We start from the raw sequence: 24,434 nt of genomic DNA on the forward strand, positions 1-24,434 counted from the left end.
TGCCGCACGCGCGCGGGTGAACATGACCGCGCCATGCTTCGCGCGAAGGCCCTGAACCGGCCCTCTGCGCCCGCCGGTGGGGCGCTCCACCGTATCCGGCCAGCAGCGCCGGCACTGCCGCAGTCCATTCCGGCTCATTCCGATCACTTTTCATCTCAGAAGTCAGGTATCCATGGCTCAATACGTCTACACCATGCATCGGGTCGGCAAAGTCGTACCGCCCAAGCGTGAAATCCTCAAGGACATCTCCCTGTCGTTCTTCCCCGGCGCCAAGATCGGCGTGCTCGGCCTGAACGGCGCGGGTAAATCCACCCTGCTGCGCATCATGGCTGGCGTCGACACCGAGATCGAAGGCGAAGCCCGCCCGATGCCGGGCATCAACGTCGGCTACCTGCCGCAGGAGCCCAAGCTCGATCCGCAGGCCACCGTGCGTGAAATCGTCGAAGAGGCCGTCGGCCAGATCAAGGCCGCCCAGGCCCGTCTGGACGAAGTCTATGCCGCCTACGCCGATCCGGATGCCGACTTCGACGCCCTGGCCGCCGAGCAGGCCAAGCTGGAAGCGATCATCCATGCCTCCGACGGCCACAACCTGGAGCGTCAGCTGGAAGTCGCCGCCGACGCCCTGCGACTGCCGCCGTGGGACGCCAAGATCGAGCACCTCTCCGGTGGCGAGAAGCGCCGTGTAGCGCTCTGCCGCCTGCTGCTGTCCGCCCCGGACATGCTGCTGCTGGACGAACCGACCAACCACCTGGACGCCGACTCCGTCGCCTGGCTGGAACACTTCCTCCACGACTTCCCGGGCACCGTGGTGGCGATCACCCACGACCGCTACTTCCTCGACAACGTCGCCGGCTGGATCCTGGAACTGGACCGTGGCCACGGCATCCCGTTCGAAGGCAACTACTCCGGCTGGCTGGAATCCAAGGCCAACCGCCTGGCCCAGGAAGCCAAGCAGGAAGCCTCCCACGCCAAGGCCATGAAGGCCGAACTGGAATGGGTGCGCCAGGGCGCCAAGGGCCGCCAGGCCAAGTCCAAGGCCCGTCTGCAGCGCTTCGAGGAAATGCAGTCGCAGGAATTCCAGAAGCGCAGCGAGACCAACGAGATCTACATCCCCGCAGGTCCGCGCCTGGGCGACAAGGTCATCGAGCTGCACAACGTCAGCAAGGGCTACGGCGATCGCGTACTGATCGACGACCTGTCCCTGAGCATTCCCAAGGGCGCCATCGTCGGCGTGATCGGTGGTAACGGCGCGGGTAAATCCACCCTGTTCCGCATGCTGACCGGCAAGGAGCAACCGGACTCGGGCTCCATCGTGATCGGCGATACCGTGCAGATCGCCAGCGTCGACCAGAGCCGCGACAGCCTGGACGGCAGCAAGACCGTATGGGAACAGGTTTCCGACGGTTTCGAGCAGATCAAGATCGGCAACTACGAAGTCCCGTCGCGCAGCTACGTCGGTCGCTTCAACTTCAAGGGCGCCGACCAGCAGAAGTTCGTCAAGGACCTCTCCGGTGGTGAGCGTGGCCGCCTGCACCTGGCCCTGACCCTGAAGCAGGGCGGCAACGTGCTGCTGCTCGACGAACCGTCCAACGACCTCGACGTGGAAACCCTGCGTGCGCTGGAAGAAGCGCTGCTGGACTTCCCCGGCGCCGCCATCGTGATTTCCCACGATCGCTGGTTCCTGGACCGTATCGCCACCCACATCCTCTCCTACGAGGACGACGGCAAGGTGACCTTCTTCGAAGGCAACTACACCGAGTTCGAAGCCGACCGCAAGAAGCGTCTGGGCGACGCGGCTTCCCAGCCGCACCGCGTGCGCTACAAGAAGCTGGCGTAAGCCGCTTCTGCATGAAAACGGGGCCTTCGGGCCCCGTTTTCGTTTCAGCGTTTTTCTTCCCGGTGCTTCAGCGGCTGCGCTTGAGATCGTCCAGCGCGCGCTGCTGCTCTTCCAGCCGGCGCTCCAGCTTGTCGATCAGCCGCGCCTGGTCCGCCAGGGTGCGCTGCTGTTCTTCGAGTTGCCGGGCCATGCGCTTGAGGTCGTCGGTGCTGAAGTCCGACTTGTGAAGCGTCTCGCTGTCGAAGGTATCCGCCACCAGCAGCGTCCCGGACTGGGTGAAGTTGCCCAGCTTCATGGCCGCCTGGGCGGGAAGGCTGGCACTGGCGAGTGCTGCGCTCAGCAGGAGAGCGGCGAGTCGGGTGGTCATGGCGCTCCTCATTCAGCCACTTGTTTGCATGCGATCGCTATTGATTTTGTATACAAAAATCTGGTTTTCTGCATGGGCCGGCGAGCCTTGGTTTATATATTTGCACCAAAAAGATTCATAAAGGCGTCACTTTGCACTATCTGTGTGCGTTTCAGCTTGTTAGAGTCTGCCGGCAAAAAAGCATCACATAACCAGAAAAGTACCGGTGTAGACATGACGCAATCCGTTGACTCGTTCCTCGAGCGCCTCAAGCGGCGCGACCCCGATCAGCCCGAGTTCCACCAGGCGGTGGAAGAGGTGCTGCGCTCCCTCTGGCCGTTCCTCGAAGCCAATCCGCACTACCTGGAAGCCGGCATCGTCGAGCGTATCGTCGAACCCGAACGCGCGATCCTGTTCCGTGTGCCGTGGGTGGATGACGCCGGTCGCGTGCGAGTCAACCGTGGTTTCCGCGTGCAGATGAGCAGCGCCATCGGCCCGTACAAGGGCGGCCTGCGCTTCCACCCCTCGGTGAACCTGGGGGTGCTCAAGTTCCTGGCCTTCGAGCAGGTGTTCAAGAACTCGCTGACCTCGCTGCCCATGGGCGGCGGCAAGGGCGGCTCGGACTTCGATCCCAAGGGCAAGAGCGACGCCGAAGTCATGCGCTTCTGCCAGTCGTTCATGAGCGAGCTGTTCCGCCATGTCGGCGCGGACCTCGACGTGCCGGCCGGTGACATCGGCGTGGGCGCCCGCGAGATCGGCTACCTGTTCGGCCAGTACAAGCGCCTGTCCAACGAGTTCACCTCGGTGCTGACCGGCAAGGGCCTGGCCTACGGCGGCAGCCTGATCCGCCCGGAGGCCACCGGCTACGGCTGCGTGTACTTCGCCCAGGAAATGCTCAAGGCGCGCAACAGCGGCTTCGACGGCCAGCGCGTGGCGATTTCCGGCTCCGGCAACGTTGCCCAGTACGCGGCGCAGAAGGTGATGGAGCTGGGCGGCAAGGTGATCTCGCTGTCCGACTCCGAAGGCACCCTGTTCGCCGAGGCGGGCCTGACCCTGGAGCAGTGGGAAGAAGTCATGGAGCTGAAGAACGTCCGTCGCGGCCGTCTCAGCGAAATGTCCGGCCCCGGCCTGCGTTTCCTGGCCGGCCAGCGTCCATGGGCGCTCGCCTGCGACATCGCGCTGCCCTGCGCCACTCAGAACGAACTGGACGCCAGTGATGCGCGCACCCTGCTGGCCAACGGCTGTGTCTGCGTAGCCGAGGGCGCCAATATGCCGTCGACCCTGGAGGCTGTGGATATCTTCCTCGAGGCCGGCATTCTCTACGCGCCGGGCAAGGCTTCCAACGCCGGCGGCGTGGCCACCAGCGGCCTGGAAATGAGCCAGAACGCCATGCGCCTGCTGTGGACCGCCGGCGAGGTGGACCAGCGCCTGCACAGCATCATGCAGAACATCCACCATGCCTGCGTCGCCTACGGCGAAGAGCATGGCCGGATCAACTACGTGAAAGGCGCCAACATCGCCGGCTTCGTCAAGGTCGCCGACGCCATGCTGGCGCAGGGCGTGGTCTGATCGCACCCTGGAAATGAAGAACGGGCCCGATGGGCCCGTTTTTCTTTGTGGCTCGCGCAGGCTTTTCGTAGGAGCGAGCTTGCTCGCGAATCGGTCTGGCTCCGCTGCTCGGCTCGTTCGCGAGCAAGGGCTGGGCGCCCCCCTCGGTCCTGCAGTCCTGTCGTTAATCCACCGGTTTGGGCGTGGTCGCGGTACTCGGCGGCAGGATCGGGTATTCCACCTTCGGCTGCTTGCCAGTGGCGGTCTTGAGGAAGGCGACGATATCGCCGACTTCCTCGGCGTTCAACTGCTTGCCCAGCTGCGCGGTGCCCATGATCGCCACCGCTTCCTCCAGGTCCCAGACCTGCCCGCTGTGGAAGTACGGCGCGGTCAGCGCAATGTTGCGCAGGGGCGCGGCGCGGAACACGTACTGGTCGTTCTGCGTCTTGGTCACCGCGAAGCGGCCCTTGTCGCCGGTGGGCAGGATCTTGCCGTCGGGCTTCTTCAGCAGGCCGAACGGGAAGTAGGCCTGGCCGCCCAGGTTCACGCCGTTGTGGCAGCTGATGCAGCCTGAGCTCATGAAGGTCTGCAGCCCCCTTTTCTCCTTGGCGTCGAGGGCGTTGTCGTCGCCCTTGAGGTAAAGGTCGAAGCGCGAGTCCGGGGTGATCAGGGTCGACTCGAAGGCCTGCAGCGCGCGGGCCATGTTGTCGAAGCTGACCGGTTGCTTGTCGCTGGGGAAGGCCTTTTCGAAGGAGGCGACGTACTCCGGCATGCTGCGCAGCGTGGCCTCGACGTTCTTCGGTGTGTTGTGCATCTCCACCGGGTTCTGCACCGGGCCCTTGGCCTGTTCTTCCAGGTCCTTGGCGCGGCCATCCCAGAACTGCGCAACGTTGAACACCGCGTTGAACACGGTGGGCGAGTTGCGCGCGCCTTTCTGCCAGGCATGGCCGCTGGACGCGGGCACGTTGTCGGCACCGCCGGTGCCGATGTTGTGGCAGGTGTTGCAGCTGATCACGTGACTGGCGGACAGGCGCGGCTCGAAGAACAGCTGCCGGCCCAGTTCGATCTGGTTGGGGTCGAGCTTGTCGCTGGCCTGCTCCGGGATGGGCTTGAAGATGCTGTTGGCGTTGTCGCGCAGGACGTCGGCGTTCGCTTGCGCCGCCGCCGTGCTCACGGCCAGCAGCAGACTGCCCAGGACCAGTTTGATGGGCTGCATGTGGAGTCTCCTTTTTCTCAGGCTTTTCTGGTTTGTTCTGAGTTCAAGAAGAGGCCAGACGGACGGGGCGCGGCTTGACCGGAATCAAGCGCGCGGCGCCGTACGGGGGTGGAGGGTTGCCGCAGCGGTCAGTTGCCGCGCAGGGCGCGGGACAGTGCACGGTCTTTCTGCTGTTCCCAGTCTCTGTCCCGGTCGCTGTTGCGCTGTTCTTCGTACTGCTGGCGCTCCTGGCTCACGCGCATGGCCTGGCATTGCTGGAAGCCGTCGTTCCAGCCCAGGGCGTACTTCGGCTCATCGAGGTAGCGCGGCACGTTCTTGCGGAACTCGCCGGTGATGGCGCCCGCCGCCTGGCGACCACTGCCGCAACCGTCGTCGAAGCCGTCGGCGTAGGCGGGCGGATAGCCCTGGGCGATGAGCGTCTGGTGGGTGGTCTCGCAGCCGGCCAGCGGTGCGAGCAGAAGCAGAATGAGGATGGCGCGGGGCGCCATGGGAACTCCCGTGTGCCAATGGGCGGGCGCACGCGCCGGATGGAGAGGCACGTCCCGGCAGGGGACGTGTCAGCAATCTATCCGGCGAGCTGTGAGGAACGCGTCAAACCGGTGTGATGCGGATGTGCTGGCCACCCGCCGGATGGGCCTGGCAGTCGATTCGTATGGGCAGGAAAGCTTCGATCACCGCGCGGTTGCTCCGCAAGTGATCGCTCAGCAGCGGAGTGGTGAAGCTGCCGCCGCCAGCCAGGGCGATCGGCAGCAGCAACTGATCCGCCAGGTGTTCGTCGACGGCGGTACCGCTGGTGCGCCACGCATCCGCCTGCTGCAGCGCCTGGCCGGCAACCCGCTCGGCGCTGACGCCCGGCTGGCCGAAGGCGCAGAACACCAGCGTCAGCTGCTCGCACTCGATATCCAGCAGCAGCGCGTTGCCCGGCCCCTGGTCCTCGGGCAGGCGCACTACCTTGGTGTTGGCGGCGCTCCAGCCACGGTGGCGGCGGACCCGTTCCAGTTCGCGCTCGGCGACGTGGCCGGGTACGCCCGTCAGCAGGGCGCGGGCCGAGCGGGAGCGCTCGGCGCCAGCGTCCATCAGGTGCAACGGCTGCAGCTCGCTGGGCAGCACCCTCACCACCAGCTCGCCGCCTCCCGCCGGCATGAAACCGTGGCGCAGCAGCTCGAAATCCACCCTCGCTCCCATGCGCCGCAGCAGGGGCAGCCAGGTGCGCTCGATGAAATCGGCCGGCGGCGCCAGCGGGTTGTGGGTGCCACCGCTGAGCGCCAGGCTGCCCGGTGCGTCGGCGAACAGCAGCGCCGGCAGCAGGGTCTGCAGCACCAGCACGGCGCTGCCCGCACTACCGATGGCGAAGCGGTAGTCGCCGCCGAGGATCGCACCAGGACGGAAGGTCAGGCTGCGCGAACCCAGCTCCGCGCCTTCCACCGTCGCGCCGCAGATTTCCGCCGCCGCCCGCACCGCCGTGAGGTGCTGGCGCAACAGTCCCGGCCGCGAACGCCGGCCACGGATATTGACGATGCGCAGCGCCTTGCCGGTGATCATCGACAGGCTCAGCGCGCTGCGCAGGATCTGGCCGCCGCCTTCGGCGCCGTCGAGTTCGATCAGGTCCTTGCTCATCTTTCGATTCCTTGTCTTGCAGTCGAGGCGGGCCGTATTCGGCGTGCCTCGCGCTATCCCTTCACACACACCACCTGACGCAGGGTATGCAGCACTTCCACCAGCTCGCGCTGGGCCGCCATCACGGCGTCGATGTCCTTGTAGGCCATGGGGATCTCGTCGATCACGTCCTTGTCCTTCCGGCATTCGACATGGGCGGTGGCGCGCACCTGGTCTTCCACGGTGAACAGCTTCTTGGCCTTCGTCCGGCTCATGGTCCGGCCGGCGCCGTGGCTGCACGAGCAGAACGCCTCTTCGTTACCCAGCCCGCGGACGATGAAGCTCCTGGCGCCCATCGATCCCGGAATGATGCCGAGCTGGCCTTTCTGCGCGGACACCGCGCCCTTGCGGGTCACCAGCACCTCTTCGCCGAAGTGGCGTTCCTTCTGCACGTAGTTGTGGTGGCAGTTCACCGCTTCCAGGCTGGCCTCGAACGGCTTGCGGATGACCTGCCGCGCCGCCGCGATCACCGCGCGCATCATCAGCTCGCGGTTCTGTCGGGCGAAGTCCTGGGCCCAGCCCACGGCTTCCACGTAGTCGTCGAAGTGCCGGCTGCCTTCCTCGAAGTAGGCCAGGTCGCGGTCCGGCAGGTTGGCCAGGTGCTGGCGCATATCGGCCTGGGCCAGTTCGATGAACAGGTTGCCGATGGCGTTGCCCACCCCGCGCGAGCCGCTGTGCAGCATGAACCAGACGCGGTCGGCCTCGTCGAGGCAGACCTCGATGAAGTGGTTGCCGGTCCCGAGGGTTCCCAGGTGCTGGCGGTTGTTGGTCTTCTCCAGCTTCGGGTACTTGGCGGTGATCGCCTTGAAGCGACCGGCCAGCGCCTTCCACGCGTCATCGGCGTGATCCGGCACGTTTTCCCAGGCGCCCTGGTCGCGGCGGCCGAAGGTCTTGCCGTGGGGCACGGCCTTCTCGATGGCGCTGCGCAGGCCGTGCAGGTTGTCCGGCAGGTCGGCCGCCATCAGCGAGGTGCGCGCGGCGATCATCCCGCAGCCGATATCCACGCCGACTGCCGCCGGGATGATCGCGCCCCGGGTGGGAATCACGCTGCCGATGGTCGAACCCTTGCCCAGGTGCACGTCCGGCATCACCGCCAGGTGCTTGAAGATGAACGGCATCTTCGCGGTGTTCATCAGTTGCTGGCGCGCGTCGTCCTCGACCGGCACGCCCTGGGTCCAGAGCTTGATCGGCTTGCCGTTGGCGATTTCCAGCAGCTGGAAGGTCTTGTTGCTCATGCTTTGACTCTCTTCTGTTCGGTGGCGAGCTGGCCGGGGGCGGGTTGTGCCCGGCCGTCGCGAATTCGTTTGTTCAATCGGCACGCCCGGCAGCGAATCGCAGTGGAGTAGACCTGCCCTTTGCAGTCCTCGTACCACCATTTCTGCTGTGCGGCGGTCCAGGTTTCCCGGGCTCCGCAGTCCTGGCAGGTAAAGGCCTTATCCTCATACCAGCCGCGCCGGACGAAAAGCGGATCGCCGTAGCTGTTGTAGGGCGCCAGCTCGGAGCGGGTGACCGGGAAGGTGCCGACGGGCGCGCTTGGGGCCATGGGCTGTTCCGCGGGCCGGGCCCTCTTTGCCTTGCGGCGCTGCCGGGCCAGGCGGATTTCCTGGCGGCGTTGCTTGTTGCTTTTCAAGGCGCCTTCCTCTTTGCCGGGCAGGCCCTGTTCAGGCCTGCTTCAGCGTTACCAGTCCATTCAATACCTGATCCAGGCCGCCGAATACCGAGATGCGGTCGATTCGTTCGGCCACCCGTTCCAGGGTTTCCAGTTCCTTCAGGCGCAGGGCGGTGGGGTTTTCTTCCATCACCTTGGCCGTGTTCAGCAGCGAGCGGGTCGCCGAGGTTTCCTCGCGGCGGCGGATCACGTTGGCCTGTGCGGCCTTTTCCGCTTCCACCACCTGGGCCAGCAGCGCCTTCATCTCGCCCGGCAGGATGATGTCGCGCACGCCCAGGCCGCTGACCTCGATGCCGGTGCCCGCCAGCCGCTCGGCGAGGTGGGCGCCGACCGACTCGTCGATGACCTGCTTGTTCTCCAGCAGCTCATCCAGCGAACGCGTACCCACCGCCGCCCGCAGGCCGAACTGCAGCTCGCGGTACAGGTGCTCCAGCGGCTTGGACAGGCGCGAGTACGCCGTCAGCACGTCGCTGTAGCGCCAGTTGGCGGCCAGGTTCAGGCGCAGGCTCACCTTGTCGCGGGTGAGGATTTCCTGGCCGCTGACTTCCAGCGCCTGGATGCGCGTATCGATCAGCTCCACGCTCACCTGGCGGTTGTAGCGCCAGAAGCCGTACTGGCCCGCCGGCAGCAGTTCGATGACCGCGCCGTCGACCTTCAGTACGCCGACCTGGTAGGCCGGTACCTGCGCCATCAGCACCGCGTCCAGGCCGGTGAGGCTTCGGCCGCGCAGGTTCGGCTGGCTCAGTTGGGCCAGCAGCGGGGCGGCCAGCCGGTAGTCCTGGCTCAGGTCGATGCGCTCCAGGCGCTGTTCGGTCTGGCCCTTCCAGTACAGCCGGCGGCTGCCCGGCGGCAGGATTTCCGCCAGCACGCCGTCCTCGAAACGCAGGCCTGCCTCGTTCTCGGCCAGGTCCATACGGGTGAAGTAGCGTTCGACCAGCGCCGGTTCGGACTGGCGCAGGTAACCGGCCAGGCGGTGCTCGAACAGCGGGGTGTTCAGGCTGAAGGTTTCCACGCTCAGGCGGTTGTACAGGTCCAAGTGGCGGTGGATGCCCGGCTCGAGGATCGCCAGGAAGTCGCCCTCGGAGTACAGCAGGCCGCGTTCGTTCTTCTTCACGGTAAAGCGCTTCAGCAGTTTCATTGCTCTCTTCCTTCTTTTCTCTTGTCCTGGTGCCGGTGCTCGCCGGCCCGCCGGGTGGCGCGGATGGAGCCTGCGAGAGGCGGGCGCTGCGGGCGTCCTGTCCAGGCGGCCGATTCCTTCGGCCAGCACCTGCCTTGTCGCAAGCCCGATTCGCGTACCGGGCGGGCCGGCGGTGGCTCCGGGTCCCTTGCGTTGTTCAGCCATCCTGGCTGCTGGCGCATGTCCCGTTGCCGCACCGGCGGGGTGTTGCATTCATGAGTAGCTGCCTTAACAGGGCAGTGTTCGAGCGGGAGTCGAACCCGCGACAGGCCATTCCTTCGATGGCTGCTCTACCGGACTGAGCTATCGAACGGCGCGGGCAGGATTCGAACCTGCGACGGTTCCCTTCAAGGGGAGTGCTCTACCAGGCTGAGCTACCGCGCCATTGACCGTGACTGCTGCAGCGGCATGCGCGAAGCCGACACCAGGGGTGGGCTCGGGCACCGGCGGGAGTTGGAGTCCCTGCCCGTGGGCTGCATCAGCGATGCGGTCGAAAGGGATATAGCGAGGGGCGTGCCAGGTTTCTCCTGGCCTGCCTGAGTTTTTATTCAAGTTGTTGATAGATAACGATTTAATTATTTTTACTGGGTTTCAATATGCTGCTACGACTTGGTGGTTTTCCTGATTTATGGATATCTTTGGATCGGTATTTATCTTTTGGGATAAAAGATGCAGGCGAAGAAAACCGTCGCCATTGGCTTCCTCGGCTCGACCCTGGATCGGGTCGGCAAGGGCGCGGCGCGCTGGCAGAAATGGCGGCCGACCGTTGGTCTGTGCCAGCAGCAGGACCTGCTGATCGACCGCCTGGAGCTGATCCATGGGCTGGATGCGCGGGATGTGAGCCTGGCTGAACGCATCGCCGACGACGTCCGGCACGTTTCACCGGAGACCGAGGTGCGCCTGCATCCCATGGCGCTGCGCAACCCCTGGGATTTCGAGGAGGTCTACGGCGCGCTGCATGACTTCGTCGGTAGCTACGCCTTCGACACCGAGCACGAGGATTACCTGGTGCACATCACCACCGGGACCCACGTGGCGCAGATCTGCTGGTTCCTCCTGACCGAGGCGCGCTACCTGCCGGCGCGGCTGGTGCAGGCCTCGCCGTCGCGGCGCAAGGATGAGGCGCGGCACCCGGAAGGGACGGTGGCGGTGATCGACCTCGACCTGTCGCGCTACGACCGCATTGCCACGCGCTTCCGCCGCGAGCAGGAGGAGAGCCTGGCCTTCCTCAAGTCCGGTATCGCCACGCGCAATGCCGCATTCAACCGTTCCATCGAGCAGATCGAGCGGGTCGCCGGGCGCTCCCGCGCGCCAATGCTGCTGATCGGCCCGACGGGCGCCGGCAAGTCCTTCCTCGCTCGCCGCGTCTACGAACTCAAGCGCGCCCGGCACCAGTTCCAGGGCCGTTTCGTCGAGGTGAACTGCGCGACCCTGCGCGGCGATGGCGCCATGTCCGCGCTGTTCGGGCACATCAAGGGGGCGTTCACCGGCGCGCAGAATGCCCGCGAAGGCCTGCTCCGCGCGGCCGACGGCGGCATGCTGTTCCTCGACGAGATCGGCGAGCTGGGGCTGGACGAGCAGGCCATGCTGCTCAAGGCCATCGAGGAGAAGCGCTTCTTTCCGCTGGGCTCGGACCGCGAGGTGGGCAGCGACTTCCAGTTGATCGCCGGCACCCACCGCGACCTGCGTGAGCGCGTCGCCCAAGGATTGTTCCGTGAGGACCTGTTCGCCCGCATCAACCTCTGGACCTTCGACCTGCCGGGCCTGGCCGGGCGCCGCGAAGACATCGAGCCGAACATCGATTTCGAGCTGGAGCGCCACGCCCGCGAGCAGGGTCGCCTGGTGCGCTTCAACCGCGAGGCGCGCACGCGCTACCTGGCTTTCGCCAACTCAGCGCAGGCATTGTGGAGCGGCAACTTCCGCGAGTTGTCCGCCTCCATCACACGCATGGCGACCCTGGCTGACAGCGGGCGCATCGATGAGACGCTGGTGGAGGAGGAGATCGGCCGTCTGCGTCGCTTCTGGGGCGCCGCGCAGTCGGAGGGCAGTGTGGAGGCGCTACTGGGCGAAGGCGCCGAGGCGCTGGATCTGTTCGACCGCCTGCAACTGGAAGCGGTCATCGCCGTGTGCCGGCAGGCGCGTAACCTGTCCGACGCCGGGCGCCAGCTGTTCGCCGTTTCGCGCCAGGAGAAGCAGAACCCCAACGACGCCGACCGCCTGCGCAAGTACCTCGCCCGGTTCGGCCTGGATTGGGCGGCACTGAAGAACTGAGACGCGTGGCGCCTCAGTAGTGGTACCAGCGCAGCTCCAGCATCACCTCGTTGACCGGGGTGGCCAGCTGGCTGAACTCGCGCTGGGCCGACAGGCGCAGGCCGAGGTTGCGGCCCAGCTCCACCTGCTGGCCGAAGCTCACGTTGCGGCGCACTTCGCCGTTGTGGAAGTAGTCGCCCTTGGCTTCCAGGGTCAGGTTGCCCAGCGGGTTGCTCCACAGCAGGCCGGTGTCGAAGCCCAGCGCCGGAGCGATGGTCGCGGCGAAGTCCGGGTTGTTCTCGATCCGCGCGGTGCCCAGGGCATAGGCCTGCAGCTCGTCGCTGAGCTTCCAGCTGCCGCCGGCGCCGCCGTTGAGATGGCCGGCCAGGGTGTCGTGGTCGTCGTCGCTGTGCTTGCCGAGCACCCGTTCCCAGCCGCCGGAAACCTGCCAGGAGAGCGGCTTGAGCAGTTCGTTGCGCGGCGTCATCGAGCGGATGGTGACCAGGTCCAGTTGCTGCAATTGCCAGCGATTGCCCTCGTACTGGCGCAGCTTCATCTGGCCGATTTCGATCTGCGCGCCGAGGGGGAAGCCGTACTGGTTGTCGGCGAGGTCGTGGTAGGCCATGCGCAGGCCGTACTGGGCGAAGGCTTCGCCGTCGCGGCTGCCGGCGCCGAGCTGCCAGGTGCGCGACTCGTGGCCGTCTTCCGGCTGGCCGGGGCGCTCCACGGTCAGGGCTGGCGGCGGGTTCTGGTTGATCGCCTTGAGCAGGTTGTAGCTGCGCGAGGCAGTAGAGGCGTCGCGTTCCTGGCCGGTGGCGCGGTAGCGCACCAGGCGGAAGGCGGTGTCCTGCACCAGCGCCTGGCGGTCGGCGGGCAGGGCCTTGAATTCGGGGCTGTCGAGCAGCCGGTCATCGTCCGCCAGTTGGCGTGCCAGGACCTTCTCGTCGTGGCTCAGCGGCGCGCCGCGGGCGAGCAGTTCGCGCTCGCGGGAGGGGCGGTAGTCGATGCGGTCGATCATCCCGGCGTTCTTCACCGCGCGCACGGTGTCGGTGGGAATGGCGGTGAGCGGGAACTGGTCGGTGAGTTCGGTGCCGGGGCGGGCGATTTCCAGCAGCTCCAGCAGGCGGAACGAGCAGTTCTCGTCGAAGAAGTAGTACTTGAAGCGGACCTGCTTGAGCTCCCAGACGTGTTCGACCATCCGCCCGGTTTCTTCAGGGTTCAGGTTGAGCCGGTATTCCCAGAGGTCGCGGTTCTCCAGGCGGCTGTACTCGGAGAGCTTCTCGCGGTACGGCACCAGGGCGAACAGCCCGGGGTAGCCACCCATCAGGCCCTTCCAGGCGTAGAGGATGCTGTTGTCCATGCCCTCGATGTAGGCGCCGAAGTTCAGCGCATAGCTCAGCAGGGCTGTGTTGTCGGAGTCGACGTCGGCCTGGTCGATGCGCAACAGCGTGTGGCCGAACATCGAGGACGGGCTGTTCAGGTAGGCCGCCGGGAATACCAGCACCGCGCTGTGCGGATTGATGTCGGTGTACCAGGTCTTGTACTCCTGGCAGGCCACGGACGGCAGGTCGTCGAGCTGCAGTTGCTGGCGCAGCCAGCGGGTACGCGCCGGGTAGACGCACTGGGCGTGCTTGTCGCCGAGCTCGGCGGGGGCGTAGAGCGCCTTCATGGTCGCGGCCAGTTCGGCATCGGGGTGCTGCTCGCCGTCGGCGGCGAGGAAGAACTTCGGGTCGTCGACGAAGCTGCGCCAGCCGCCCAGCCTGGCATGTTCGTAGTGCCCCAGGGCGAGCCAGTAGGGTTCGCTGGCCAGTGCTTGCAGGCGCTCCGGAGCGATCTGTGGTGCGGCGAACAGTGGGGTGCAGGCGCACAGCGCCATCCAGGGCAACAGGCGTTTGGGCATGGAGGGGGCTACTGGAAGGGGAGAAGAGAGCCCACCGTGACGGTGGGCTCGCGCGTGGCCGTCAGGCCTGTTCGGCGTACTTGGCCAGTTGGGCGTCCTGCTTCAGGACAGCCTGGGTGTTGGCGTACACGTCTTCCGCGGTGACGTCGGACTTGTTGAAGATCTGGGCGAAGTGCTGGTGGGTCACTTCGGCGAAGTGCGCGCGATCCTGCGGCTGCACGCCCAGGACCACGGCGTAGGTGGTCAGGGCTTCGCCGTTGCCCTTGGCCATGTCTTCGGACAGCTCGTCCATCATGCTGCTGAGCACGATCATCGGCTTGCCGCCGTAGGTCAGTGCGCCGTTGGTGTGGCAACCGTTGGTGCCGGTGGTCATGCCGAAGGTGTTGTTGCCGCTGGTGCCGTTGGTGGTGGCCGCCAGGACGTGAGTGGCGGTGCCGCGCTGGCCCTTGAAGAGCATGTTGCCCCAGCCGCAGCCGTCGCTACCGGGAGCGTCGGCCATAGCACTCAGGGAGGCGGTGGCGAGGAGGGTACCGATCAGAATCCTTTTCATCGTTTTTCTCTCTTTTCTTGAATACGGGCAGGTGTCGCTGACAGCAAACAGCGCCGCCTGAAGCTTTTAGGAATGAGCGCGGGGTGTCAAGGAAGCCGGTGCGCTCCTGTGCGGCGCATTCGGGCTTTCCGCCGCCTGCCGGCAGGTTATTGATCGGCATCAGCGGCGGTTGCCTTGGAACGGGCCACACTGGAAGGAGTTCCCCTTGCAAGGAGGTCGCCATGGCCGATTTCGATCCGCGTCCGCGCCTGGATCAACTGGCGATGGAGTATTCCCGGCGCGCCGAGGCGATCCGTCGCGATCTCGGCCGGACCCATTCGCCGGATTTCGCCGAGCAGGCCCAGCAGCGGCAGAATGACGACGTCCTGCGGGCGTTGCTGGCGGAAGCGGAGGCGGGCATGCGGCTGGTCGGCCTGGCGCGTCTGCGCCTGGCGGACGGCACCTACGGCTTCTGCGCGCGCTGCGGAGAGCCCATCGAGGCGCGCCGGCTGCAGGCGTTGCCGGCGGCGGAGCACTGCCTGCGCTGCGCCGATGCGGTGGACTGAAACTGTCACCAATACTGCCTTGCCAGTGGCGCGCGGGCGGCGCGAGAATGCGGACAACTCTCCGCGGCCTTGCGCCGCCCGAAGCAAGGATTTCCGATGCCCGATTCCGTTGCAGCAGGCCTGCGCCTGGCGCCCGATGAACTGACCCGTCCCTTCTTCCCCGAACAATTTCCCTTCACCACCACCGACGAACTGGAGCCCTTCCTTGGCGTACTCGGCCAGGAGCGCGCGGTGGAGGCCTTGCAGTTCGGCGTGGCGATGCCGCGTCCGGGGTACAACGTGTTCGTCATGGGCGAGCCGGGCACCGGTCGCTTCTCGTTCGTGCAGCGCTACCTGAAGGCAGAAGGCAAGCGTCTGCCGACCCCGGCGGACTGGGTCTACGTCAACAATTTCGATGAATCCCGCGAGCCGCGCGCCATCGAGCTGCCGCCGGGTAGCGCGGCGGATTTCGGCGCCGACCTCGACCACCTGATCGACAACCTGCTCGCCACCTTCCCCTCGGTCTTCGAGAACCCGGCCTACCAGCAGAAGAAGAGCGCCATCGACCGCGCCTTCAACCAGCGCTACGACAAGGCCCTCGACACCGTCGAGCGCCTGGCGCTGGAGAAGGACGTGGCGCTGTACCGCGACAGCGCGAACATCGCCTTCACCCCGATGAGCGATGGCAAGGCGCTGGACGAAGCGGAGTTCGCCCAACTGCCCGAGGCGGAGCGCGAGCGCTTCCACGCCGACATCGCTGAACTGGAAGAGCACCTCAACGAAGAACTGGCCAGCCTGCCGCAGTGGAAGCGCGAGTCCAGCAACCAGCTGCGCCAGCTCAACGAGGAAACCATCACACTGGCCCTGCAGCCACTGCTGGCGCCGCTGGTGGAGAAGTACAACAACAACTCCGGTGTCAGCGCCTATCTGCAGGCGATGCAGTTGAACCTGCTGAAGACCGTGGTTGATCAACTGGTGGACTCCGACCGCACCGATCCGCAGCGCAAGCAGGGTCTGCAGGAGCAGTACGCGCCCAACCAGGTGATCGGCCACCATGCCACCAGCGGTGCGCCGGTGATCTTCGAGTCGCACCCGACCTACGACAACCTGTTCGGCCGCATCGAGTACGCCTCCGACCAGGGCGCGCTGTACACCAGCTACCGCCAGCTGCGTCCGGGCGCGCTGCACCGCGCCAATGGTGGCTTCCTGGTGCTGGAAGCGGAGAAGCTGCTCAGCGAGCCGTTCGTCTGGGATGCGCTCAAGCGTGCGCTGCATTCGCGCCAGCTGAAGATGGAGTCGCCGCTGGCCGAACTGGGCCGCCTGGCGGCCATGAGCCTGACGCCGCAGGTGATCCCGCTGAACATCAAGGTGATCATCATCGGTTCGCGGCAGATCTACTACACGCTGCAGGATCTCGATCCGGACTTCCAGGAGATGTTCCGCGTCCTGGTGGACTTCGACGAAGACATCCCGCTGGGCGAGGACAGCCTCGAACAGTTCGCCCAACTGCTGAAAACCCGCACCTCGGAAGAGGGACTGGCGCCGCTGACCAGCGCCGCCGTAGCCCGCCTGGCGACCTACAGTGCGCGCCTGGCCGAGCACCAGGGACGCCTGTCGGCGCGCATCAGCGACCTGTTCCAGTTGGTCAGCGAGGCGGACTTCATCCGCCAGCTGGCGAATGAGACGGTGACCGACCTCGGCCATATCGAGCGCGCCCTGAAGGCCAAGGAGACCCGCACCGGGCGGGTGTCCGGACGCATCCTCGACGACATGCTGGCCGGCATCATCCTGATCGATACCGAAGGCGCCGCCGTCGGCAAGTGCAACGGCCTGACCGTGCTGGAAGTCGGTGACTCGGCCTTCGGCGTGCCGGCGCGGATTTCCGCCACCGTCTACCCCGGCGGCAGCGGCATCGTCGACATCGAGCGCGAGGTGAGCCTCGGCCAGCCGATCCACTCCAAGGGCGTGATGATCCTGACCGGCTACCTGGGCAGCCGCTATGCGCAGGAATTCCCGCTGGAGATTTCCGCGAGCATCGCCCTGGAGCAGTCCTACGGCTACGTGGATGGCGACAGTGCCTCGCTGGGCGAGGTCTGCACGCTGATCTCCGCGCTGTCGCGCACGCCGCTGCGCCAGTGCTTCGCCATTACCGGCTCGATCAACCAGTTCGGCGAGGTGCAGGCGGTCGGCGGGGTCAACGAGAAGATCGAAGGCTTCTTCCGTCTTTGCGAGGCCCGTGGGCTGACCGGTGAGCAGGGGGTGATCATCCCGCGCTCCAACGTCAGTACCCTGATGCTCGATGAACGTGTGCTGCAGGCGGTTCGCAACGGCCAGTTCCATATCTATGCCGTTCGCCAGGCCGACGAGGCGTTGAGCCTGCTGGTCGGTCAGCCGGCCGGTGCGCCGGATGCCAAGGGCAACTTCCCGAAGGGCAGTGTGAATGCCCGCGTCGTCGAGCGCCTGAAGGAGATCTCCGAGCTGGGTATGGAGGAGGACGAGAAGGAAAAGCCGGTCAAGGAGGCCGTGGCGAAGGCCAAGGCGGCGAAGGCGCCGGTGGAGAAGGAGCGGGCGCGCAAGAAGAAGGATGCCGACTGAGCAGAACCTGATCAGCCGGGGACGCACCGCGCGGGGCGGCGCTCCGGCGCTACTGCCCCCGCGCAGTTCACATGCTTATCCACAGCCGGCGTGGATAAAACGGCGCTTTCGCGTGTCGGAACCTGGGTGTAGTCTCGAACTCAGGACCGCCGCGAGGGTGCCGCCATGCCGCGTAACCTCTGCCTTATCCGCCCCTGTCTGGGGCTGACCACGCGAATCGAATGCGCGATCAGGCCGTTGGCTGGAGAGAATGGACTCTGGACCTTGTTGTGCGCGGCCGGCATGGCCGGCGCACAACCCACCGCCATCAAGGCACAAGGCCCGTTCTTCGGGCCCTTCGTTGCCGAGGGTGTGCTCGAAGCGATTTCCGACTGCCTGGCCCAGCAGGGCTATGTCGAGGCGTACGATCCGCCGATCTGGCAGTTGCACCTGCAAGCTGAGCTGCGCCGTCTGAACGGTGAGCGCAGCCGCAATCTCGGGAATTATCAGTTCCGCCCCGAATCCTGATGCGGGACACCGTCTGAGCAGCGGATGCTTGTGGTGCCTGACGTTCGCCTGTCGATCCCGGGCAGCCGACATATTTGTCCACAGAAATGCGGGACGGCTCCGAAATTGCCTTCGGCTATACTCCGCACCTTCCGAACAGTCCCCTCGAGAGCCATGGAACGCTTCGTCGAAAACTCCCTGTATGCCGCCCGCTGGCTGCTGGCGCCGATCTACATCGGCCTGTCGCTGGCGCTGCTGGCCCTGACCATCAAGTTCTTCCAGGAAATCTTCCATATCCTGCCGAGCATCTTCACCATCGCCGAGGCGGACCTGGTGCTGGTGCTGCTGTCGCTGATCGACATGGCGCTGGTTGGCGGCCTGCTGGTGATGGTGATGTTCTCCGGCTACGAGAACTTCGTTTCCCAGCTGGATATCGACGAGAGCAAGGAGAAGCTCAGCTGGTTGGGCAAGATGGACGCCAGTTCGCTGAAGAACAAGGTGGCCGCCTCCATCGTGGCGATCTCCTCGATCCATCTGCTGCGCATCTTCATGGATGCCAAGAACGTCCCGGACAACAAGCTGATGTGGTACGTGATCATCCACCTCACTTTTGTCCTGTCCGCGTTCGCCATGGGCTACCTGGACAAGGCCACGCGCCACGACCACTGATCCCGAAAGTCCCCCTCCAGCCGCCCGGCCGTTGTGAAACGGACGGGCGGCTGCGTTTCCGCCTTGCGGTGACGGGGAGCTGTACAAGACTTTTTGCATGACGCCACGTGCAGGAGGTACCCCATGAACCTCGAGGAACTGACCAACCGCTCGCTCGCCGGGGATATCGACGAAATCAATCTGGTGTCGCTGGAAGGCGATATCTATGTGCTGGAAGCGCGGATGGGCGGCCGTTTCTATCCGGTCCAGGACGCGATGGGGCACGTGCTCAGCGTGCGCTCCGTCGAGCATGCCCGCGAGCTGCTGCGTGCCTTGCCGATAGTGCCGTTCCGGCTGGTGCACGCGGTGGTGCATGACGAGATGGTCGGCATGCAGGACGAGCGCGATATCGGCGACGGCGTGCCCATCCCGCTGCACTAGGCCGGCGGCGGTGGGGACGGCGAACCATCTGTGCTAGGCTGGCGGCCCTTTTTTGAACCCCCAGCGGAGCGCCGCCATGAGCGAACTCAACCTTTCCACCGACGAAGCCCGCGTCAGCTACGGCATCGGCCGTCAGCTCGGCGACCAGCTGCGCGAGAACCCGGTTCCGGGCATGACCCTCGACGCCATCCTGGCCGGCCTGTCCGACGCCTACGCCAACGTGGAAAGCCGTGTGCCGGGCGAAGCCCTGTCCGCCAGCTTCCAGGTGATCCGCGAGCGCATGCAGGCCGAAGCCCAGGCGAAAGCCGAAGCCGCCGCCGCCGTTGGCCGCGAGTACCTGGTGGACAACGCCAAGCGTGAGGGCGTGACCGTCCTGCCGTCCGGCCTGCAGTACGAAGTGCTGGTCGCAGGCGAAGGCGCCAAGCCGTCCCGCGAAGACACCGTACGCACCCACTACCACGGCACCCTGGTTGACGGCACCGTGTTCGACAGCTCCTACGAGCGCGGCCAGCCGGCCGAGTTCCCGGTAGGCGGCGTGATCGCCGGTTGGGTCGAGGCCCTGCAGCTGATGAATGCTGGCAGCAAGTGGCGCCTGCACGTGCCGAGCGAGCTGGCCTATGGCGGCCAGGCTGTCGGCAGCATCCCGCCGCACAGCGTGCTGGTGTTCGACGTCGAGCTGCTGGATATCCTCTGATATCGGGCGGCTCACTGCGGAGTGCCGTCCCTGGCAACTCCGCAGGAGAAAGGGGCGCTCCGGCGCCCCTTTGTGCATCCGCCTCCCGGGCGGCGGAGCACCGACGACGCAACCGGCGCCGCCGTAATCTCTCAAGCGCCTTCAGCGCAGCGCGCGGGCGTAACAGAACAGGAAGAGGTTGCGCACCAGCTCCTTGAGCACCAGCGGCTCGCTGGTATTGAGCTCCGATAGCTCCAGTCCGCCCTGTTCGCGCAGCTCGTCCAGCGCCTCTTCCTCCAGTACCGCGCAGACTTCCCCGGTATCCCGATGCAGGATGCGCAGATAGGGATGCGGGCGATCCAGCCAGGCGTCGATCATGTAGGTCATGGCAGTTCCTCCGTGTGAATCGTTTATTGAGAATAATTCTTATTATCTCAATAGCAAGTCCCAATCGAAGATTTTTCTGCGCGGACGATGATCCCTTGCCCCGGGGCAACGGAAGGGCAACAAAAAGCCCGCCGCGGCGAACCGGGGCGGGCTTTTGCGAAACGGCGGATCAGTGTGTGCGGGCGACGGCGAACTCGGCCAGCTCGATCAGTGCGGTGCGGTATTCGTTGTCCGGCAGCACCTTCAGGCAGTCGATGGCGCGGGCGGCGTACTCGCGGGCCAGGTTGGCGGTGTAGTCCAGGGCGCCTGCGGCCTCGACGGCGGCGCGGATGCCTTCCAGGTCCTGGCTGCCGCCCTGCTGGATGGCCTTGCGCACCAGCGCGGCCTGTTCCGGAGTGCCGTCGCGCATGGTGGCGATCAGCGGCAGGGTGGGCTTGCCTTCGGCCAGATCGTCGCCGACGTTCTTGCCCAGGGTGGTGGCGTCGCCGCGATAGTCGAGCAGGTCGTCGACCAGCTGGAAGGCGACGCCCAGGGCATCACCGAACAGGCGCAGCGCCTCGGACTGCTCGGCCGGCGCGTTGGCCAGCGCGGCGGCGCTGTGGGTCGAGGCTTCGAAGAGCATCGCGGTCTTCCCGCGGATGACTTCCATGTAGGTTTCTTCGGTGGTGCTGGCGTCGCGCACCTTGGTCAGCTGCAGCACTTCGCCTTCGGCGATCACGCGGGTGGCCTGGGAAATGATGCGCATCACCGGCATGGAGCCCAGCTCGACCATCATTTCGAAGGAGCGGGCGTAGAGGAAGTCGCCCACCAGCACGCTCGGCGCGTTGCCCCACTGGGCGTTGGCGGTGGCGCGGCCGCGGCGCAGGCCGGAGGCATCGACCACGTCGTCGTGCAGCAGGGTGGATGTGTGCAGGAACTCGATGGTGGCGGCCAGCAGTTTCAGGTCATCGCCCGAGTAGCCCAGGGCCTTGCCCGAGAGCAGCACCAGCAGCGGACGCAGACGCTTGCCGCCGGCGGAGATGATGTAGTCGCCGATCTTTTCCACCAGGGGAACGCGGGAAGTGAGCTGGCGGCGGATAATGCCGTCGACGGCGGTGAAGTCGTCCGCCACCACGCGATAGAAAGCCTGGGGTTGCATCAAAGACAGCGCTCCTCGTAGATTGCGCGGCATGCTAGGTGCCGGGGGTAGGGCTGTCAAGGTAAGGCCCCGTGAGGCTTGATCCGGGACATGGCTTTGCGTACAATCGCGGCCCCGAACTTCCCTGGCATACCCTGCCTTACGCAATTGCACGGGCGTCCTTTCCGGCCCCATGCAGCCATGCCGACCGATTCCTCTTTCTATAAAGCGTCGGGTGAGCAGGTCTAACGGAGACATCCAGATGTACGCAGTAATTGTTACTGGTGGCAAGCAATACAAAGTCACCGAAGGCGAATTCCTCAAGGTCGAGAAACTCGACGTCGCCACCGGCGAAGCGATCAACCTGGATCGCGTTCTGCTGGTCGCCAACGGCGATGACGTCAAGATCGGCCTGCCGGTGGTAGAAGGCGCGAAAGTGACCGCTGAAGTGGTTTCCCACGGTCGTCACGACAAAGTGCGCATCATCAAGTTCCGCCGCCGCAAGCACCACATGAAGCGTCAGGGCCACCGCCAGTGGTTCACTGAAATCAAGATCACCGGCATCCAGGCCTAATTCCTTTTCAGGAGATTGACTCATGGCACACAAAAAAGCTGGCGGTAGTACCCGCAACGGTCGCGATTCCGAAAGTAAACGCCTTGGCGTGAAGCTGTTCGGTAGCCAGGCTGTGAAAGCAGGCAACATCATCGTGCGTCAGCGCGGCACCCAGTTCCACGCTGGCTACGGCGTTGGCATGGGCAAGGATCACACCCTGTTCGCGAAAATCGACGGCGTGATCAAGTTCGAAGTGAAAGGCGCCTTTGGCCGTCGCTACGTAAGCGTCGTCGCTGCCTAAGCGAGCTCTCACTGAAAAAGCCCTGTCTCGCGACGGGGCTTTTTTGTTTCTGGCGTTTCCAGGCGAGGTGCTGTCGGTTCGGGCGTTTGCGCGGACTTGGCTGTATCCTATGCTCCTTTTCTTATTTTCAACCCGCAGGTGCTGCGGGAGGCGTTCGCAATGAAATTCGTCGACGAAGTATCCATCCACGTGAAAGCCGGTGACGGCGGCAACGGCCTCATGAGCTTCCGCCGCGAGAAGTTCATCGAGAAAGGCGGTCCCAACGGCGGTGACGGTGGTGACGGCGGCTCGGTGTTCCTCGAGGCCGACGAGAACCTGAATACCCTGGTGGACTACCGCTATACCCGCCGTTTTGACGCCCAGCGCGGCGAGAACGGCGGCAGCAAGGACTGCACCGGCGCCAAGGGCGACGATCTGGTCCTGCCGGTGCCGGTCGGCACCACCATCATCGATGCCAACACCCAGGAAATCATCGGCGACCTGACCACTGCCGGTCAGCGCATCATGGTTGCCCAGGGTGGCTGGCACGGCCTGGGTAACACCCGCTTCAAGTCCAGCACCAACCGTGCGCCGCGCCAGACCACTCCGGGCAAGCCCGGCGAGGCCCGCGACCTCAAGCTGGAGCTGAAGGTGCTGGCGGACGTCGGTCTGCTGGGCCTGCCTAACGCCGGCAAGAGCACCTTCATCCGTGCGGTGTCCGCCGCCAAGCCGAAGGTCGCCGACTACCCCTTCACCACCCTGGTGCCGAACCTGGGCGTGGTCAGCGTCGGCCGCTTCAAGAGCTTCGTGGTCGCCGATATCCCGGGCCTGATCGAAGGCGCTGCCGAAGGCGCCGGCCTGGGCATCCGCTTCCTCAAGCACCTGGCGCGCACTCGTCTGCTGCTGCATATCGTCGACATGGCGCCGCTGGACGAGAGCGACCCGGCCGATGCCGCGGAAACCATCGTCAACGAGCTGGAGAAATTCAGCCCGGCGCTGACCGAGCGTGACCGCTGGCTGGTGCTGAACAAGATGGACCAGATCCTCGAGCCCGAGGAGCAGGAGCGTCGCAAGCAGGAAGTGGTGGCGCGTCTGGGCTGGGAAGGTCCGGTCTACGTGATCTCCGCCCTGGAGCGCGAAGGCACCGAGGCCCTGAGCCAGGACATCATGAAGTACCTGGACGAGCGCACCCTGCGCATCGAGGAAGAGCCGGCCTACGGCGAAGCCCTGGCGGCGCTGGATCAGCGCATCGAGGACGAGGCCCGTGCCCGTCTGCAGGCGCTGGACGATGCTCGTGCCCTGCGTCGCGCCGGCCTGAAGAATGCCGACGATCTGGATGACGATGATTTCGAGGATGACGAAGACGACGGCGATGGGCCGGAAATCTTCTACGTGCCTTGATCGGAGCGGCGCCGGCCGGTCCGGATGAAACGTGTGAAGCCTGACTTCTAAGGTTGAGGGTATGCGTGAGAAGGTCACCGGCGCCAAGCGCTGGGTAGTCAAGATTGGCAGTGCGTTGCTGACCGCCGATGGTCGCGGTCTGGATCGCGACGCCATGGCGGTTTGGGTCGAGCAGATGGTCGCGCTGCATTGCGCGGGCGTCGAGCTGGTGCTGGTGTCTTCCGGCGCCGTGGCGGCGGGCATGAGTCGCCTGGGTTGGGTTTCCCGGCCTAGCGACATGCACGAGCTGCAGGCTGCCGCCGCGGTGGGGCAGATGGGGCTGGTGCAGGCCTGGGAGTCCAGCTTTGGCGTGCATAACCTGCAGACCGCCCAGGTGCTGCTGACCCATGACGACCTCTCGGACCGCAAGCGTTACCTGAACGCGCGCAACACCTTGCGCACGCTGGTCGACCTCGGCGTGATCCCGGTGATCAACGAGAACGACACCGTGGTCACCGATGAGATCCGCTTCGGCGACAACGATACCCTGGCGGCGCTGGTCGCCAACCTGGTCGAGGCCGACCTGCTGGTGATCCTGACCGATCGCGACGGCATGTTCGACGCCGATCCGCGCAACAATCCCGATGCCCAGCTGATCTTCGAGGCGCGCGCCGATGATGCGCAGCTCGATGCGGTAGCGGGTGGCAGTGCCGGTGCGCTGGGGCGTGGCGGTATGCAGACCAAGCTGCGTGCAGCGCGTCTGGCGGCGCGTTCCGGTGCGCATACGGTGATCGTCGGTGGGCGCATCGAGCGCGTGCTGGATCGCCTGCGTGTCGGCGAGCGCCTGGGCACCCTGCTGACGCCCGAGCAGAGCCGCAAGGCGGCGCGCAAGCAGTGGCTGGCGGGGCATCTGCAGATGCGCGGCACGCTGGTGCTGGATGATGGTGCGGTCAAGGCCGTCGCCCATGATCACAAGAGCCTGCTGCCGGTTGGTGTGAAAACCGTGCAGGGCAGCTTCCGTCGCGGCGAGATGGTGGTCTGTGTGGATCAGCAGGGGCGCGAGATCGCTCGCGGCCTGGCCAACTACAGCGCTCTCGAGGCGCAGAAGATCATCGGCCAGCCGACCGACGCCATCGAGAGCCTGCTCGGTTATGTGGATGGTCCGGAGCTGGTCCACCGCGACAACCTGGTGCTCGTCTGA

Annotated in this window: 24 protein-coding genes and 1 tRNA gene; 13 read left to right on the forward strand and 12 right to left on the reverse strand. The window is 65.5% G+C overall.

Features of this window, described 5'->3' with window-relative positions; all coding sequences use genetic code 11:
- The first annotated feature begins 172 nt into the window (after window positions 1-172).
- Window positions 173-1,837 carry an energy-dependent translational throttle protein EttA gene (gene ettA / locus ACAW63_RS09285; protein WP_371233192.1) on the forward strand — a complete coding sequence of 555 codons (1,665 nt, stop codon included), beginning with the start codon at window positions 173-175 and terminating at the stop codon, window positions 1,835-1,837.
- 67 nt (window positions 1,838-1,904) lie between these two features.
- Here the strand turns inward: ettA and ACAW63_RS09290 are convergent, their stop codons facing one another.
- Window positions 1,905-2,204 carry a hypothetical protein gene (locus tag ACAW63_RS09290; protein ID WP_371233194.1) on the reverse strand — a complete coding sequence of 100 codons (300 nt, stop codon included), beginning with the start codon at window positions 2,202-2,204 and terminating at the stop codon, window positions 1,905-1,907.
- A gap of 213 nt (window positions 2,205-2,417) precedes the next feature.
- On the opposite strand from ACAW63_RS09290, the gene gdhA reads away from it, so the two are divergent.
- Window positions 2,418-3,752 (forward strand): NADP-specific glutamate dehydrogenase, encoded by a 1,335-nt coding sequence (gene gdhA, locus ACAW63_RS09295; RefSeq protein WP_371233196.1) that lies wholly within the window; start codon window positions 2,418-2,420, stop codon window positions 3,750-3,752.
- A 163-nt stretch (window positions 3,753-3,915) separates the two neighbouring features.
- Here gdhA and ACAW63_RS09300 read toward each other — a convergent pair whose 3' ends face one another.
- The 7 genes from ACAW63_RS09300 to ACAW63_RS09330 form a co-directional block, all read right to left on the reverse strand.
- Window positions 3,916-4,947, reverse strand: a complete 1,032-nt coding sequence (locus ACAW63_RS09300; RefSeq protein ID WP_371233198.1) for a cytochrome-c peroxidase — start codon at window positions 4,945-4,947, stop codon at window positions 3,916-3,918.
- Between the two features lie 128 nt (window positions 4,948-5,075).
- Window positions 5,076-5,435, reverse strand: coding sequence for a hypothetical protein (locus ACAW63_RS09305; RefSeq protein ID WP_371233200.1), 360 nt, complete (start codon window positions 5,433-5,435; stop codon window positions 5,076-5,078).
- Window positions 5,436-5,538: 103 nt separating this feature from the next.
- On the reverse strand, window positions 5,539-6,564 hold the full coding sequence (gene rtcA / locus ACAW63_RS09310) for an RNA 3'-terminal phosphate cyclase (RefSeq protein ID WP_371233201.1): 1,026 nt from the start codon (window positions 6,562-6,564) through the stop codon (window positions 5,539-5,541).
- 53 nt (window positions 6,565-6,617) lie between these two features.
- Entirely contained in the window at window positions 6,618-7,838 is a 1,221-nt protein-coding gene (locus tag ACAW63_RS09315; protein ID WP_371233203.1) for an RtcB family protein, read from the reverse strand.
- Entirely contained in the window at window positions 7,835-8,233 is a 399-nt protein-coding gene (locus ACAW63_RS09320) for a zinc-ribbon domain-containing protein (protein ID WP_371233205.1), read from the reverse strand. Before ACAW63_RS09320 ends, ACAW63_RS09315 begins: the two co-directional genes overlap by 4 nt.
- A gap of 31 nt (window positions 8,234-8,264) precedes the next feature.
- Entirely contained in the window at window positions 8,265-9,410 is a 1,146-nt protein-coding gene (locus tag ACAW63_RS09325; RefSeq protein WP_371233207.1) for a slipin family protein, read from the reverse strand.
- Between the two features lie 350 nt (window positions 9,411-9,760).
- A tRNA-OTHER gene (locus ACAW63_RS09330) sits at window positions 9,761-9,833 on the reverse strand.
- Between the two features lie 285 nt (window positions 9,834-10,118).
- On the opposite strand from ACAW63_RS09330, the gene rtcR reads away from it, so the two are divergent.
- Window positions 10,119-11,720: an RNA repair transcriptional activator RtcR gene (gene rtcR, locus ACAW63_RS09335; protein WP_371233209.1), complete on the forward strand. Its 1,602-nt coding sequence runs from the start codon at window positions 10,119-10,121 to the stop codon at window positions 11,718-11,720.
- A gap of 13 nt (window positions 11,721-11,733) precedes the next feature.
- Here rtcR and ACAW63_RS09340 read toward each other — a convergent pair whose 3' ends face one another.
- Both ACAW63_RS09340 and ACAW63_RS09345 read right to left on the reverse strand, forming a co-directional pair.
- Window positions 11,734-13,599, reverse strand: coding sequence for a DUF4105 domain-containing protein (locus ACAW63_RS09340; protein ID WP_371233211.1), 1,866 nt, complete (start codon window positions 13,597-13,599; stop codon window positions 11,734-11,736).
- A 61-nt stretch (window positions 13,600-13,660) separates the two neighbouring features.
- Window positions 13,661-14,149: a DUF3015 domain-containing protein gene (locus ACAW63_RS09345; protein WP_275610226.1), complete on the reverse strand. Its 489-nt coding sequence runs from the start codon at window positions 14,147-14,149 to the stop codon at window positions 13,661-13,663.
- Window positions 14,150-14,370: 221 nt separating this feature from the next.
- Here ACAW63_RS09345 and ACAW63_RS09350 point away from each other — a divergent pair, with 221 nt between their 5' ends.
- The 6 genes from ACAW63_RS09350 (at window position 14,371) to ACAW63_RS09375 (ending at window position 19,537) form a co-directional block, all read left to right on the forward strand.
- Window positions 14,371-14,694 (forward strand): TraR/DksA family transcriptional regulator, encoded by a 324-nt coding sequence (locus ACAW63_RS09350; RefSeq protein ID WP_371233213.1) that lies wholly within the window; start codon window positions 14,371-14,373, stop codon window positions 14,692-14,694.
- Between the two features lie 96 nt (window positions 14,695-14,790).
- Window positions 14,791-17,268: a Lon protease family protein gene (locus ACAW63_RS09355; protein ID WP_371233215.1), complete on the forward strand. Its 2,478-nt coding sequence runs from the start codon at window positions 14,791-14,793 to the stop codon at window positions 17,266-17,268.
- 165 nt (window positions 17,269-17,433) lie between these two features.
- Window positions 17,434-17,775, forward strand: coding sequence for a hypothetical protein (locus ACAW63_RS09360; protein ID WP_371233217.1), 342 nt, complete (start codon window positions 17,434-17,436; stop codon window positions 17,773-17,775).
- 153 nt (window positions 17,776-17,928) lie between these two features.
- Window positions 17,929-18,423, forward strand: a complete 495-nt coding sequence (locus ACAW63_RS09365) for a TIGR00645 family protein (RefSeq protein ID WP_371233219.1) — start codon at window positions 17,929-17,931, stop codon at window positions 18,421-18,423.
- Between the two features lie 123 nt (window positions 18,424-18,546).
- The gene (locus ACAW63_RS09370) at window positions 18,547-18,843 is read left to right on the forward strand and encodes a DUF6482 family protein (protein ID WP_371233221.1); all 297 of its coding nucleotides are present in this window, start codon (window positions 18,547-18,549) and stop codon (window positions 18,841-18,843) included.
- A 76-nt stretch (window positions 18,844-18,919) separates the two neighbouring features.
- Window positions 18,920-19,537 carry an FKBP-type peptidyl-prolyl cis-trans isomerase gene (locus ACAW63_RS09375; RefSeq protein ID WP_371233223.1) on the forward strand — a complete coding sequence of 206 codons (618 nt, stop codon included), beginning with the start codon at window positions 18,920-18,922 and terminating at the stop codon, window positions 19,535-19,537.
- 141 nt (window positions 19,538-19,678) lie between these two features.
- On the opposite strand, the gene ACAW63_RS09380 is transcribed toward ACAW63_RS09375, so the two are convergent.
- Window positions 19,679-19,903: a hypothetical protein gene (locus ACAW63_RS09380; RefSeq protein ID WP_045217230.1), complete on the reverse strand. Its 225-nt coding sequence runs from the start codon at window positions 19,901-19,903 to the stop codon at window positions 19,679-19,681.
- Between the two features lie 169 nt (window positions 19,904-20,072).
- Window positions 20,073-21,041: a polyprenyl synthetase family protein gene (locus tag ACAW63_RS09385; protein WP_371233226.1), complete on the reverse strand. Its 969-nt coding sequence runs from the start codon at window positions 21,039-21,041 to the stop codon at window positions 20,073-20,075.
- A 241-nt stretch (window positions 21,042-21,282) separates the two neighbouring features.
- Between ACAW63_RS09385 and rplU the strand changes: the two genes are divergently transcribed.
- From rplU to proB, 4 genes are all read left to right on the forward strand, one after another.
- On the forward strand, window positions 21,283-21,594 hold the full coding sequence (gene rplU, locus ACAW63_RS09390; RefSeq protein WP_017521623.1) for a 50S ribosomal protein L21: 312 nt from the start codon (window positions 21,283-21,285) through the stop codon (window positions 21,592-21,594).
- A 22-nt stretch (window positions 21,595-21,616) separates the two neighbouring features.
- Window positions 21,617-21,874 carry a 50S ribosomal protein L27 gene (gene rpmA, locus ACAW63_RS09395; RefSeq protein WP_009617551.1) on the forward strand — a complete coding sequence of 86 codons (258 nt, stop codon included), beginning with the start codon at window positions 21,617-21,619 and terminating at the stop codon, window positions 21,872-21,874.
- A gap of 159 nt (window positions 21,875-22,033) precedes the next feature.
- A complete protein-coding gene (gene cgtA, locus ACAW63_RS09400; RefSeq protein WP_371233229.1) occupies window positions 22,034-23,254 on the forward strand; it encodes an Obg family GTPase CgtA in 1,221 nt (406 codons plus the stop codon).
- 61 nt (window positions 23,255-23,315) lie between these two features.
- A complete protein-coding gene (gene proB / locus ACAW63_RS09405) occupies window positions 23,316-24,434 on the forward strand; it encodes a glutamate 5-kinase (RefSeq protein WP_371233231.1) in 1,119 nt (372 codons plus the stop codon).

It is taken from the genome of Pseudomonas sp. QE6 (genome assembly GCF_041379005.1).
Classification (GTDB): Bacteria; Pseudomonadota; Gammaproteobacteria; order Pseudomonadales; family Pseudomonadaceae; genus Pseudomonas.

Coding starts and splice junctions, on each gene's coding strand:
- ettA (WP_371233192.1), top strand. CDS start 173: ATGGCTCAATACGTCTACACCATGCATCGGGTCGGCAAAGTCGTACCG.
- ACAW63_RS09290 (WP_371233194.1), bottom strand. CDS start 2,204: ATGACCACCCGACTCGCCGCTCTCCTGCTGAGCGCAGCACTCGCCAGT.
- gdhA (WP_371233196.1), top strand. CDS start 2,418: ATGACGCAATCCGTTGACTCGTTCCTCGAGCGCCTCAAGCGGCGCGAC.
- ACAW63_RS09300 (WP_371233198.1), bottom strand. CDS start 4,947: ATGCAGCCCATCAAACTGGTCCTGGGCAGTCTGCTGCTGGCCGTGAGC.
- ACAW63_RS09305 (WP_371233200.1), bottom strand. CDS start 5,435: ATGGCGCCCCGCGCCATCCTCATTCTGCTTCTGCTCGCACCGCTGGCC.
- rtcA (WP_371233201.1), bottom strand. CDS start 6,564: ATGAGCAAGGACCTGATCGAACTCGACGGCGCCGAAGGCGGCGGCCAG.
- ACAW63_RS09315 (WP_371233203.1), bottom strand. CDS start 7,838: ATGAGCAACAAGACCTTCCAGCTGCTGGAAATCGCCAACGGCAAGCCG.
- ACAW63_RS09325 (WP_371233207.1), bottom strand. CDS start 9,410: ATGAAACTGCTGAAGCGCTTTACCGTGAAGAAGAACGAACGCGGCCTG.
- rtcR (WP_371233209.1), top strand. CDS start 10,119: ATGCAGGCGAAGAAAACCGTCGCCATTGGCTTCCTCGGCTCGACCCTG.
- ACAW63_RS09340 (WP_371233211.1), bottom strand. CDS start 13,599: ATGCCCAAACGCCTGTTGCCCTGGATGGCGCTGTGCGCCTGCACCCCA.
- ACAW63_RS09345 (WP_275610226.1), bottom strand. CDS start 14,149: ATGAAAAGGATTCTGATCGGTACCCTCCTCGCCACCGCCTCCCTGAGT.
- ACAW63_RS09350 (WP_371233213.1), top strand. CDS start 14,371: ATGGCCGATTTCGATCCGCGTCCGCGCCTGGATCAACTGGCGATGGAG.
- ACAW63_RS09355 (WP_371233215.1), top strand. CDS start 14,791: ATGCCCGATTCCGTTGCAGCAGGCCTGCGCCTGGCGCCCGATGAACTG.
- ACAW63_RS09360 (WP_371233217.1), top strand. CDS start 17,434: ATGCCGCGTAACCTCTGCCTTATCCGCCCCTGTCTGGGGCTGACCACG.
- ACAW63_RS09365 (WP_371233219.1), top strand. CDS start 17,929: ATGGAACGCTTCGTCGAAAACTCCCTGTATGCCGCCCGCTGGCTGCTG.
- ACAW63_RS09370 (WP_371233221.1), top strand. CDS start 18,547: ATGAACCTCGAGGAACTGACCAACCGCTCGCTCGCCGGGGATATCGAC.
- ACAW63_RS09375 (WP_371233223.1), top strand. CDS start 18,920: ATGAGCGAACTCAACCTTTCCACCGACGAAGCCCGCGTCAGCTACGGC.
- ACAW63_RS09380 (WP_045217230.1), bottom strand. CDS start 19,903: ATGACCTACATGATCGACGCCTGGCTGGATCGCCCGCATCCCTATCTG.
- ACAW63_RS09385 (WP_371233226.1), bottom strand. CDS start 21,041: ATGCAACCCCAGGCTTTCTATCGCGTGGTGGCGGACGACTTCACCGCC.
- rplU (WP_017521623.1), top strand. CDS start 21,283: ATGTACGCAGTAATTGTTACTGGTGGCAAGCAATACAAAGTCACCGAA.
- rpmA (WP_009617551.1), top strand. CDS start 21,617: ATGGCACACAAAAAAGCTGGCGGTAGTACCCGCAACGGTCGCGATTCC.
- cgtA (WP_371233229.1), top strand. CDS start 22,034: ATGAAATTCGTCGACGAAGTATCCATCCACGTGAAAGCCGGTGACGGC.
- proB (WP_371233231.1), top strand. CDS start 23,316: ATGCGTGAGAAGGTCACCGGCGCCAAGCGCTGGGTAGTCAAGATTGGC.